Source organism: Arsenophonus apicola, assembly GCF_020268605.1.
In the GTDB taxonomy this organism is placed as follows: Bacteria; Pseudomonadota; Gammaproteobacteria; order Enterobacterales; family Enterobacteriaceae; genus Arsenophonus; species Arsenophonus apicola.
In genome coordinates, this window is the sequence record NZ_CP084222.1 from 1,008,751 (window position 1) to 1,020,985 (window position 12,235).

The following is a 12,235-nucleotide window of genomic DNA, read 5'->3' on the forward strand; positions in this document are numbered from 1 at the left end:
ACGGTTTCAGGAGTTTACAATATGGCATATAGCGAAAAAGTAATTGATCATTATGAAAATCCACGCAACGTAGGTTCGTTTGATAATGATGATCCCATGGTAGGTAGTGGGATGGTAGGGGCACCAGCTTGTGGTGATGTGATGAAACTTCAGATCAAAGTTAATGACGCAGGTATTATCGAAGATGCGCGCTTTAAAACTTATGGTTGTGGTTCGGCAATTGCCTCTAGTTCATTAGTAACGGAATGGATGAAAGGTAAGACTTTGGATGAAGCAGAGACTATCAAAAATACGGCTATAGCTGAAGAGTTAGAGTTGCCACCAGTTAAAATTCACTGTTCTATTTTGGCAGAAGATGCGATTAAAGCGGCCATTGCAGACTATAAAAATAAACGGCAAAGCAAATAGTTAATTAATATAAAATCCCTTTTAGGCGTGATACTGGTTTACTTTTATTTATCGTATCCGCCTGTACTGGTTTTGATTGTGAAGTGTTGTATGTCAATTTCTCTGACTGAAAATGCGGCAGAGCGTATTCTGACTTTCTTACATAACCGAGGAAAAGGTGAAGGCCTACGTTTAGGTGTAAGGACTTCTGGCTGTTCAGGCATGGCTTATGTGCTTGAATTTGTTGATATCATTAATGAAGATGATACTGTCTTTGAAGACAAAGGCGTAAAAGTTGTCATTGATGGTAAAAGTATGATTTACCTCAATGGAACAGAATTGGATTTTGTTAAAGAAGGTCTTAATGAAGGTTTTAAGTTTAACAATCCTAATAGCAAAAATGAATGTGGCTGCGGTGAAAGTTTTAACGTATGAGAATTTATTTATTATTTGATAAACCTAAAGCTGAATAGACGAAGGCTGTGACATAAATTTCCCACTGCCGGTTTCATATTTTCAACCTAGAGCATTTATGGACTATTTTACCCTTTTCGGTCTGCCATTTTCATATTCTATTGACCTTGAGCAATTAACTTACCGTTATCAGGAATTACAGCGTCAGCATCATCCTGATCGCTTTGCTAACCAACCTGAAAGTGCCAAACTAGGTGCACTCCAACAGGCTGCGACAATCAATGCCGCTTATCAAGCCTTAAAACAGCCGTTAAAACACGCTGAATATATGCTAACTCTATATGATATTGATATCAATAATGAGCAATATACTATGCATGATACGGCTTTTTTAATGGAACAACTTGCGCTGCGTGAAGAGTTGGCGTGTATCGAAACCAATGAGCAAGCAGAAGAGGCATTAGCCTTATTTTCCTCTGATTTAGCTAAAACAATAACAAGCTACTTGCAGTAAATGGAAAAACAGCTGAATGATGAACAGTGGACGAAGGCGGCAGATATTGTTCGCAAACTTCGTTTTCTCGATAAGTTGCAGCAACAAGTTGAACAATTGGAAGAGCGTTTATTCAATCGTTTTTAGAGTAAATTTTATGGCATTATTACAAATTAGTGAGCCGGGCATGTCGTCGATGCCACATCAGCGCCGTTTAGCGGCTCGTATTGATTTAGGTACAACAAATTCTTTGATTGCAACGGTTCGCAGCAAAAAAGCGGAAACACTGCCTGATCCGGCAGGATGTGAATTGTTACCTTCTATAGTCAGTTACCAATCAGCGGCTATTACAGTAGGTAATCAAGCGAAAGCAAAAGTGGAACAAGATCCGGCTAATACCATTATTTCAGTTAAACGCTTATTGGGCCGCTCATTGACTGAGATCCAGCAACGCTATCCTAATTTACCTTATCAATTGACAGCAAGTAAAAATGGCTTACCGTTGATCCACACAGCCATAGGGCAAGTTGATCCTATTCAAGTTTCTTCTGAAATATTAAAGTCATTGGTACAGCGGGCAGAGGAAACCTTGAATGGTAGATTAGACGGTGTAGTGATCACCGTGCCTGCTTATTTTGATGATGCGCAACGTCAAGTAACTAAAGATGCGGCGCGTTTAGCCGGATTGCAGGTATTACGCTTATTGAATGAACCTACTGCGGCGGCTATTGCTTATGGTTTAGATTCACAGCAAGAGGGCATCATCGCTGTTTATGATTTAGGTGGTGGTACGTTTGATATTTCCATTCTTAGGTTGCAGCGTGGCGTATTTGAAGTGTTAGCAACGGGCGGAGACACAGCATTAGGTGGAGATGATTTTGATCAATTGCTGGTGGATTGGATATATCAACAAGCGGGTATTACTGATCGCCAGGATCATCGCTTACAGCGGCAGATTTTAAATATAGCTAGCCAGGCGAAAATAGCATTAACGGCTGATGATCAGACTGAAATTGAAATCAATGGTTGGCGAGGAACCCTGTCAAGGGAGCAGTTGAACGTATTAATTCGGCCATTGATCCAACGCACTTTATTAACCACTCGTCGTGCATTGAAAGATGCCGCAATTGATATTGATGATATTTTGCAGATTGTAATGGTGGGTGGTTCGACCCGGGTACCGTTGGTACTTTCTATGGTTGAGGAATTTTTTGGCCTCACAGCCTTAACTTCAATTGATCCAGATAAAGTTGTAGCCATTGGAGCGGCTATTCAGGCAGATATTTTAGTCGGTAATAAACCGGATAGTGAAATATTGTTACTTGATGTTACTCCTTTATCGCTTGGTTTAGAAATCATGGGGGGATTGGTTGAAAAAGTGATCCCACGTAATACGACACTACCTATCGCTAAGGCGCAGGAATTTACTACCTTCAAAGATGGACAAACAGCCATGACATTTCATGTTGTATAAGGCGAACGTGAAATGGTTAATGATTGCCGTTCTTTAGCGCGTTTTACCCTACGTGGAATACCGCCATTGCCGGCTGGAGGTGCGCATATTCGGGTCGTTTTCCAAATAGATGCCGATGGATTATTGAGTGTTAGCGCGGTAGAAAAATCAACGGGTGTCAGTTCTTCGATTCAAGTTAAACCTTCATATGGTTTAACCGATGACGAAATTGCCAATATGATCACTGACTCAATTGTCAATGCGCAAGATGATATGGTAGAGCGTCGTCTTACCGAGCAGAAAGTTGAAGCCAGGCGGTTAATTGAAACGTTACGGGTCGCATTGAAAAAAGATGCTCATTTATTGAATAAAGAAGAAAAAGCAGCGATTGATAAGGCTGTAAATGAATTAGTTAACAGCACACAGGGAAGCTCCTGTGTTGCGATTGAAAATGCACTTAAACAACTGGATAAGCAAACACAGGATTTCGCAGCTCGACGTATGGATATCTCTATTCGTCAAGCATTGTCAGGTCATTCTGTGGACGAGATATAATAATGCCGAAGATAATTTTTTTACCGCATAAAGAGTTATGCCCGGAAGGGGCGGTTGTGGAAGTGGAGAAAGGTGAATCCATTCTTGATGCTGCTTTACGTAGTGGCATTGATATTGAACATGCTTGTGAAAAATCTTGTGCTTGTACAACTTGCCACTGTATTGTCCGTGAAGGCTTTGATTCTCTGGAAGAAAGCTCTGAACTAGAGGATGACATGCTAGATAAAGCATGGGGATTAGAGCCTGAGAGCCGTTTAAGTTGTCAGGCCATTGTGACTAATGAAGATCTGGTCATAGAAATTCCTAAATACACGATTAATCATGCCAGAGAGCATTGATCCTTATATTTAATTGTAGGAGGGGTGGTGAGTTTAAAGTGGACCGATAGCCGTGCAATTGCAGAGGCACTCTATGATAAATATCCTAATATTGATCCGCAAACGGTTCGTTTTACCGATATGCATCAGTGGATTTGCCAACTAGATGGATTTAATGACAATCCGCAAGCTTCCAATGAAAAGATCCTGGAAGCTATTCTATTAATATGGCTTGATGAGTATCAATAATAGCTGATTAAAAGATTAAATTACCTACAAAGCTGGGAATTGCCAGCTTTTTTATTATTAACATTTATCGTGCAATGTATGAACTCATGATAACCTCTATTATTAATATCTTATATTTATCAATGATTCCATAAACACATATGACAAACTAAGGTGGGAAGAGGGGATGGAAAAGCAGATCATGCAAGTCTCGCTATCTTATCAAGCAGCGGCGCCTTGCTGGGGAAAGAATGCATTAATTAGCTTCTGTGAGCAAGGGATAGTTATTCACTTGCAGCCACAAGCAAAGCTGTGTGCGATCCAAAGTGCAGGTCGTCGATTAGATAGCCAAGGCATTCATCATGTCATGTTAGTAGGTGATGACTGGGACTTGGAAAAAAGTTGGGCATTTTGGCAAGGTTTTAGAGCACCCAAGGGAGTCCGTTCTATTGAATGGCCAAATTTATCTGAACATGAGAAAAAAGAACTACATTATCGCACACGAATTATTGATTGGGTTCGCGATATTATTAATACACCGGCTGAAGAATTAGCGCCTGAGCAGTTAGCGCAGCGCAGTGCCGACTTATTATGTAAAACAATAAAGGATAATATCAACTACCGTATCATTCAGGGTGACGAATTAGCAAAACAGAAATATAGTGGAATTTATACCGTAGGCCGTGGCTCGAGTCGCCCGCCCGCATTACTTGTGCTGGATTATAATCCAACAGGTAATTTAAAAGCGCCAGTATTTGCTTGTTTGGTTGGAAAAGGGATTACATTTGATTCTGGTGGTTATAGTATAAAACCCTCTTCATCAATGAATTCAATGAAAGCAGATATGGGTGGGGCAGCTATGCTAACTGGGGCGTTGGCCTTAGCAATAAGCCGAGGTTTAAAACAACGAGTAAAACTTTTCCTCTGCATTGCGGATAATATGGTCAGTGGTAATGCCTTCAAATTAGGTGATATTATTCGCTACCGTAACGGCAAGTCTGTTGAAATTATGAATACTGATGCGGAAGGAAGACTGGTGTTGGCTGATGGATTAATCGATGCGGGTAAAGAAAAACCAGCATTGATTATTGACGCTGCAACATTAACCGGCGCAGCCAAAATGGCAGTAGGTAACGATTATCAAGCGGTATTAAGTTTTGATGACAAGTTAGTGGCTGAATTGATGTCTGCTGCGGAAATGGAAAATGAACTCTTCTGGCGTTTACCTTTGGCGGAATTTCATCGTCGCCAATTACCTTCTGCCTTTGCCGATCTAAATAATATTGCATCACCCTCTCATACTGCTGGTGCCAGCACCGCCGCTGCTTTCTTATCACATTTTGTTGAAAATTATCGTAAGGGATGGTTGCATATCGATTGTTCAGCTACTTATCGTAAATCTGCCATGAATTTATGGGCGGAAGGTGCAACCGGCATTGGCGTCAGAACTATTGCTAGTTTATTACTGAAAAAGGCAAAATAGCCATTTCTTGTATGATTATTTACCAAGAAATTCATTTCTCTGGTAAATAATTAGTTGGCAAGAGAGTATTAATTATAAAGGAAGCTAAAATGGCGGCCGATAAAATCAATCAAACTGCGCTGATGACAACAATTACAGTGCCAGTCGATAGTGCTATTAAATTGAGCATACTTGAAACCTTACCACAAAAATTAATCAGTGGGCTGTGTCATTTTTTTCAACAATATAAAATCATACGCCGTGCTTTTTTACTACAAGCAAAGGATAAGACAACAGCAGAAGAGCCGGTGATGCTTATTGCTTTAGAAATTAGTCTTGGTTATGAAAAGGAAGGGCAACAATTAATACCACAGTTAGGAAACATAGCGCTTGATTATCTTGAAGATAATCAGTCAATTGATTTTTATTTTTTGCAACCTAATGGCACAGGTATTGATCATTTTATTATTCACCATACGCAGCCATTTTATCAACGTAAAATAGGTGGTTGGTTGCGTAACACTATTGCTGTTAAAAATTGTTAAATTTTGCTAGCCATTGTTTCCTTATTGATATCAAGCTGATTTTTATATTTAAATTTATCTAAGCCTAAAACGTTAAAAAGAGTTGAGCTGATTATTTTGATAATCGAATTTATGGTTTTAAATTTTAGAAAAATGTGATTTAAGCTAAAAAAATAAAAAAATTGTATAAAAAAAATTAACAAAATTTGTCGTCAAGTGGGCAATTGAATTGCCAATATCTATAATAGCCAGCTATTTTGCCTTAATAAAAATGATGATAAATCTTTTTCTTGGCAGGCAGTATGGATGCAAGGCAAAAATATCATGATGAAAAATAATAGCTAAGAGGATTTCTAATGACGATGCAACGTACGTTTTCCATTATTAAGCCAAATGCGGTTAAAAAAAATGAAATTGGTGCGATTTATAACCGTTTTGAGCAAGCTGGATTGGAAATTATTGCAGCTAAAATGGTGCATTTAAATCGTGAACAGGCTGAAGGTTTTTATGCTGAACATAAGGGTAAGTCTTTTTTTGCTGGATTAGTCGAATTTATGATCTCAGGCCCCATTATGTTGCAAGTCTTAGCGGGTAAAGATGCTATACAGCGTTATCGTGATTTAATGGGAGCAACGGATCCCTCAAAGGCATTGGCAGGAACATTACGTGCAGATTATGCAGATAGTTTCACCGCCAATGCAGTACATGGTTCAGATTCTGTCGTGTCCGCAGAACGAGAAATTGCTTATTTCTTTACTGACGACGAAATATGTCCGCGTTAACAAACAGAAATAGGATATTATTAGCAAAATATTAATAAAGTTTGTAAAATGCCATACCTTGTTAAGAGATTTATTGGCAAGGTTATGGCATATAATGCTATTAAAAATAATATTTAATCCAATAAATAAAGTTAATTGTTATAATACCTACAGTTTTCGCCGAAAAGTGTAATAACGAGGCAATAGAAATGTTTCAATCTAAAACAACAGCACAGTGTGTGCCTTCTTTTTCTCCTGTCAGCCAATCAGCAAAAGTCAATTTGTTGGATATGGATCGTAAACAGATGCGGCAGTTCTTTAGTGATATGGGGGAAAAACCATTTCGCGCCGATCAGGTAATGAAATGGATTTATCACCACTGTTATGATGATTTTGATTTGATGACAGATATCAATAAAGTGCTGCGGAATAAATTAAAGGAAGTAGCTGATATTCGGGCACCTGACATTGCGCAAGAGCTGCGTTCTACTGATGGTACCATCAAATGGGCAATAACGGTCGGTGAGCAACAAGTAGAAACAGTCTATATCCCTGAAGATGATCGCGCGACACTTTGTGTCTCTTCTCAAGTTGGCTGTGCCCTTGAATGTAAATTTTGCTCAACCGCACAGCAAGGTTTTAATCGAAACTTACGCGTTTCAGAAATTATAGGCCAAGTGTGGCGGGCTGCTAAAGTTATTGGCTCTTTGAAATCCAGTGGTCGGCGCCCGATTACCAATGTTGTGATGATGGGAATGGGAGAGCCCCTATTAAATCTAAACAATGTTATTCCAGCAATGGAAATTATGATGGATGATTTTGGCTTTGGATTGTCAAAGCGACGGGTAACTTTATCGACTTCGGGTGTAGTACCGGCTCTTGATAAATTGGGTGATATGATTGATGTTGCTTTAGCAATTTCCTTACATGCGCCGACTGACGAAATTCGTGACGAGATTGTACCGATTAATAAAAAATATAACATTGAAACCTTCCTGGCCAGTGTCCGGCGCTATCTGACTAAATCTAATGCCAATCAGGGCCGAGTTACTGTTGAGTATGTCATGTTAAATGGTGTAAATGATAGTATTGAGCATGCACATCAGCTAGCTGAATGTCTTAAGCATACACCTAGCAAAATTAATTTAATTCCTTGGAACCCATTTCCTGGCGCGCCTTACAGTCGTAGTTCAAATAGTCGTATTGACCGTTTTGCCAAAGTATTGATGAAATATGGTTTTACTACTATTGTGCGTAAAACCCGTGGCGATGATATTGATGCGGCCTGCGGTCAATTAGCGGGTGATGTTATTGATCGAACAAAACGAACCTTGAAAAAACGTCGGGTTGGTGAACCAATTATAGTAAAAGCAGTCTGAATGTTAATTATGTAAATAAAGGGAATTAGATAATAGAATTCCTTTTATTACCAGCAATATAAATAAATGAGAGTGATATGATAAGGATATCTATCATTAATATTCTATTGTTAGTGGGTTTATTAATAGGATGTACTAGTATTAATAAAGACGTTGATATTGCGATTGTGACACGGACACAGCTAGGCATTGCTTATTTATCAGCAGAGAATTTTCCAGCAGCCTCTTATCATTTTGAGAAGATACTGCTGGCGGAACCGAAAAACGGGATTGCTAATTTAGGAATGGCGGTCATTATGCGTCAGCAAAAGCAACCAGCCTTAGCATTAAAATATTTTAAAGTGGCAATTCGTTCATCTGCAATCAATAATAAAAGTATACGAGATTATTATTTAGACTTTTTATGCTCTGAAAATGTATCTGAGGAGATGGTTAAACTGAGGAAAGAAGAAGAACGTAGAGGGCTTAATTGTCAAAATATTTCCAAATAAGGTAAGAAATATTATCGGTATGAAGGTTTTTGATTAACTTTATAGATGAAGTTTTTTTGAAAGTCTTCATGATGTTAAAACTCAAAAAAGACCAATAATTCCGCGAATGAATAGCAAACCTAAAACAGAAAAAACAGAAATCACCGTTGGCCAACGTTTATTGCAGGCGCGGGAAACGCTTGGTCTTTCCCGAGAAATCGTTGCCGAGCTACTTTGCTTAAAAGTATGCACCGTACGTGAGATAGAAGAGGACAGCAATTCCAATAGTGTTGATCCTACTTTCTTGCGTGGCTACATTCGTTCTTATGCAAAATTAGTGAAAATTCCAGAAAAAGAAATTCTTGAATTATTGGATAAACATACGCCAGCAAAAGCAGCTGTAGTTTCTCCTATGCAAAGTTATTCCCTAGGTAAAACGCGCAAAAAACGGGAAGGCTGGTTAATGAAATTTACCTGGCTAATTATCATTATTTGTATTGCTATGGTAGGTATTTGGTGGTGGCAGGGTTATAAAGTACAAAAACAAGAAATTGCCACTATGGCTGAACAGAATCGCTCGAATGCTGCTCAAATGCCGGCAGAACCACCCTCTTCTACGCTTGGCGCAGCAGCTACGACTGAACAAAATAATGTCAATACGCCGTCAACCGAAACTAGTATGCAGCCGGCAACCTCAGCGATAGCTAATAATGTCATATCCCCGGTACCTCAATCTCCATTACCTTCTGAAACACTAAAAAATAGTGATATCAATGTTAATACCGAGTCAGTCAATCCGGCAGAAGTAAAAACAGTACCCTTGCCAGGCAGCATGACCAATAATAGTAATCCAGAACGGAGTAGGGCAGAAGAAGCTGCTGTTGATACTGCTAGTATAGAATCTGGTGATGGGATTGTAATGAACTTTAAAGGGCAGTGCTGGTTAGAAGTTCGTGATGCTAAAGGCAAAATTTTATTTAGCGGTATGAAAAATGCAGGTCAGAAACTTGAATTAAATGGTGAACCTCCATATGAGTTTAATATTGGAATACCCGCCAATGTTAATTTGTTATTCAAAGGTAATTCGGTTGATCTAAATCGTTTTATTAAAGCTAATCGTCCAGCTAAGTTTAAATTGCCTGGATTGTAAATGAATATTGTAAGACAACATCTATAAATAATGATAAATTGTGAACAAATAAGAAGCCATCGTCAATCCGATGGCTTCAATTATAGAAATAGCGTAAATTATTAAACATGGATGTTGAGGGAGAGTAATATGCATAATCAATCACCGATAAAAAGGCGTAAATCAACACGAATTTATGTAGGTAATGTTCCTGTTGGTGATGGTGCACCAATCACAGTTCAATCAATGACCAACACGCGTACAACGGATGTTGCAGCGACAGTCAAACAGATTAAATCTTTAGAGCGCGTGGGCGTTGATATGGTACGTGTTTCTGTACCCACAATGGATGCAGCAGAAGCATTTAAGCTCATTAAGCAACAAGTTAATGTTCCGGTTATTGCTGATATCCATTTTGATTATCGTATCGCACTAAAAGTTGCTGAATATGGCGCGGATTGTTTACGCATCAATCCAGGTAATATTGGTAATGAAGAACGTATTTGTCAGGTTGTTGAATGTGCACGTGATAAAAATATTCCTATTCGGATCGGTGTTAATGGTGGTTCATTAGAAAAAGATATTCAAGAAAAATATGGTGAACCCACGCCGGCAGCGTTAGTTGAATCGGCTATGCGCCATGTGGATATATTGGATAGATTAAATTTTGATCAGTTTAAGATTAGTGTTAAAGCTTCAGATGTTTTTTTGGCCGTAGGCGCTTACCGGTTGCTGGCTGATAAAATTGATCAGCCTTTACATTTAGGTATTACCGAAGCGGGTGGTGCGCGAGCAGGTTCGGTCAAATCAGCTATCGGGCTGGGAATGTTATTGGCTGAAGGGATTGGTGATACATTACGTATTTCATTAGCTTCTGATCCCGTCGAAGAGGTTAAAGTTGGTTTTGATATTTTAAAATCACTGCGTATTCGTTCACGAGGTATTAATTTTATTGCCTGTCCAACCTGTTCACGACAAGAATTTGATGTCATTGGTACCGTTAATGCATTAGAAGAGCGATTAGAAGATATTATTACTCCGATGGATGTTTCAATTATTGGTTGTGTTGTTAATGGTCCTGGTGAAGCTGAAGTTTCTACCCTTGGTGTAACTGGAGCAAGGGCAAAAAGTGGATTTTATGAAGACGGTGTTCGTCAAAAACAGCGGTTAGATAATACTGATATGATTGAACAGTTGGAAGCTAAAATTCGGGCAAAGGCTATTATGTTGGATGAAAATCGGCGGATTGATATCAAACGATTAGATAAGTAGTTTAGTAATATTGGCTCAATATTGTGGTGAGCCAATTTTGTTTATGGATTGCACCCTGTTAATATTCACTTTTATAATCCATATTATGGTAGATTTTTAAATAGAGAAATAACGTGGCTAAAAACATTCAATCTATTCGCGGTATGAATGACTGTCTTCCTGCCGATATTCAATTCTGGCAAAAAATTGAAAACAAATTAAAACAAATCCTTTCTAGTTATGGTTTTAGTGAGATACGAACTCCCATCGTAGAACAAACCGCATTATTTTCGCGCGCAATAGGTGAAGTCACTGATGTGGTTGAAAAAGAGATGTATAGTTTTGATGACCGGGATGGCGACAGTTTAACATTGCGCCCAGAGAATACCGCAGGTTGTGTGCGCGCTGGAATCGAACATGGTTTATTGTACAATCAGCAACAACGTCTTTGGTATTTAGGACCGATGTTTCGTTATGAGCGACCACAAAAAGGACGTTATCGCCAATTCCATCAGCTAGGTGCTGAAGTTTTTGGTTTAGCCGGTCCGGATATTGATGCCGAACTTATCATTATGACAGCACGTTGGTGGCGTGAGTTGGGAATTGCTAAACATGTCTCACTGGAATTAAATTCGATTGGTTCATTAGCAGCACGAGCAAAGTACCGTCAGGCATTAGTCGCTTTTTTGCAACAATATGAAGATAGATTGGATGAGGATTGCCGGCGTCGACTATCGACTAATTCATTACGCATCCTTGATTCAAAAAATCCAGACGTGCAAAAACTACTTAATGATGCTCCATTATTGGCTGATTATCTTGATGATGATTCGAAACAACATTTTACTGGACTTTGTAAATTACTTGATGTAGCAGGTGTTCAATATCGAATTAATCAACGTTTAGTTCGTGGTTTAGATTATTATAATCGCACCGTATTTGAGTGGGTTACTGATGCATTAGGTGCTCAGGGTACGATATGTGCGGGTGGGCGTTATGATGGTCTGGTTGAACAGCTTGGGGGAAAAGCGACATCAGCAGTAGGTTTTGCAATGGGAATGGAGCGTATGGTGTTATTGGTGCGCCAGATAAATCCAGATTTTGTTCCTGAGTGTTCCTTAGTTGATGTTTATTTGGTTGCTTGTGGTGAGGCAAGCCAACAGGCAATATTAGGCCTGGCGGAAAAAATTCGCGATCAACTGCCAGTGTTGAAATTAATGACTCATCATGGTGGTGGTAATTTTAAGAAACAGTTAGCTCGAGCAAATAAATCCCAGGCGAAAATTGCCTTAATTTTAGGTGAAGATGAGTATCAATCAGGTGAAGTCACGATAAAAGATTTACGTACGGGTGAACAGGAAAAAATTTCTCAGCAGAATATTGCAGTACGTTTGGCTGAACTTTTAGGTTAA

Annotated in this window: 12 protein-coding genes and 2 pseudogenes; all 14 read left to right on the plus strand. The window is 39.0% G+C overall.

All coding sequences use genetic code 11. The features are described 5' to 3' along the window. The first annotated feature begins 21 nt into the window (after positions 1–21). Complete coding sequence (iscU, locus tag LDL57_RS04445; protein WP_180560302.1) at positions 22–408, plus strand: Fe-S cluster assembly scaffold IscU; 387 nt, start codon at positions 22–24, stop codon at positions 406–408. A 90-nt stretch (positions 409–498) separates the two neighbouring features. Continuing rightward, complete coding sequence (gene iscA, locus LDL57_RS04450) at positions 499–822, plus strand: iron-sulfur cluster assembly protein IscA (protein ID WP_180560303.1); 324 nt, start codon at positions 499–501, stop codon at positions 820–822. Positions 823–919: 97 nt separating this feature from the next. Further along, a pseudogene (gene hscB, locus LDL57_RS04455) lies at positions 920–1,441 on the plus strand (co-chaperone HscB). Between the two features lie 10 nt (positions 1,442–1,451). Continuing rightward, positions 1,452–3,302 (plus strand): annotated as a pseudogene (gene hscA / locus LDL57_RS04460) (Fe-S protein assembly chaperone HscA). A gap of 2 nt (positions 3,303–3,304) precedes the next feature. Then, positions 3,305–3,640 carry an ISC system 2Fe-2S type ferredoxin gene (fdx, locus tag LDL57_RS04465; protein WP_026821717.1) on the plus strand — a complete coding sequence of 112 codons (336 nt, stop codon included), beginning with the start codon at positions 3,305–3,307 and terminating at the stop codon, positions 3,638–3,640. 27 nt (positions 3,641–3,667) lie between these two features. After that, positions 3,668–3,868 carry a Fe-S cluster assembly protein IscX gene (iscX, locus tag LDL57_RS04470; RefSeq protein ID WP_180560304.1) on the plus strand — a complete coding sequence of 67 codons (201 nt, stop codon included), beginning with the start codon at positions 3,668–3,670 and terminating at the stop codon, positions 3,866–3,868. A 166-nt stretch (positions 3,869–4,034) separates the two neighbouring features. Further along, positions 4,035–5,330, plus strand: coding sequence for an aminopeptidase PepB (gene pepB, locus LDL57_RS04475; RefSeq protein WP_180560305.1), 1,296 nt, complete (start codon positions 4,035–4,037; stop codon positions 5,328–5,330). Positions 5,331–5,419: 89 nt separating this feature from the next. Continuing rightward, the gene (locus LDL57_RS04480) at positions 5,420–5,854 is read left to right on the plus strand and encodes an enhanced serine sensitivity protein SseB C-terminal domain-containing protein (RefSeq protein ID WP_180560306.1); all 435 of its coding nucleotides are present in this window, start codon (positions 5,420–5,422) and stop codon (positions 5,852–5,854) included. A 335-nt stretch (positions 5,855–6,189) separates the two neighbouring features. Continuing rightward, complete coding sequence (ndk, locus tag LDL57_RS04485; protein ID WP_180560307.1) at positions 6,190–6,615, plus strand: nucleoside-diphosphate kinase; 426 nt, start codon at positions 6,190–6,192, stop codon at positions 6,613–6,615. Positions 6,616–6,803: 188 nt separating this feature from the next. Beyond that, positions 6,804–7,973: a dual-specificity RNA methyltransferase RlmN gene (gene rlmN, locus LDL57_RS04490; protein WP_180560308.1), complete on the plus strand. Its 1,170-nt coding sequence runs from the start codon at positions 6,804–6,806 to the stop codon at positions 7,971–7,973. 77 nt (positions 7,974–8,050) lie between these two features. Continuing rightward, on the plus strand, positions 8,051–8,464 hold the full coding sequence (locus LDL57_RS04495; protein WP_180560309.1) for a tetratricopeptide repeat protein: 414 nt from the start codon (positions 8,051–8,053) through the stop codon (positions 8,462–8,464). A gap of 106 nt (positions 8,465–8,570) precedes the next feature. After that, on the plus strand, positions 8,571–9,593 hold the full coding sequence (gene rodZ, locus LDL57_RS04500; protein WP_225507149.1) for a cytoskeleton protein RodZ: 1,023 nt from the start codon (positions 8,571–8,573) through the stop codon (positions 9,591–9,593). Positions 9,594–9,722: 129 nt separating this feature from the next. Continuing rightward, the gene (gene ispG, locus LDL57_RS04505) at positions 9,723–10,844 is read left to right on the plus strand and encodes a flavodoxin-dependent (E)-4-hydroxy-3-methylbut-2-enyl-diphosphate synthase (protein WP_225507151.1); all 1,122 of its coding nucleotides are present in this window, start codon (positions 9,723–9,725) and stop codon (positions 10,842–10,844) included. Between the two features lie 113 nt (positions 10,845–10,957). Beyond that, positions 10,958–12,235: a histidine--tRNA ligase gene (hisS, locus tag LDL57_RS04510; protein ID WP_225507153.1), complete on the plus strand. Its 1,278-nt coding sequence runs from the start codon at positions 10,958–10,960 to the stop codon at positions 12,233–12,235.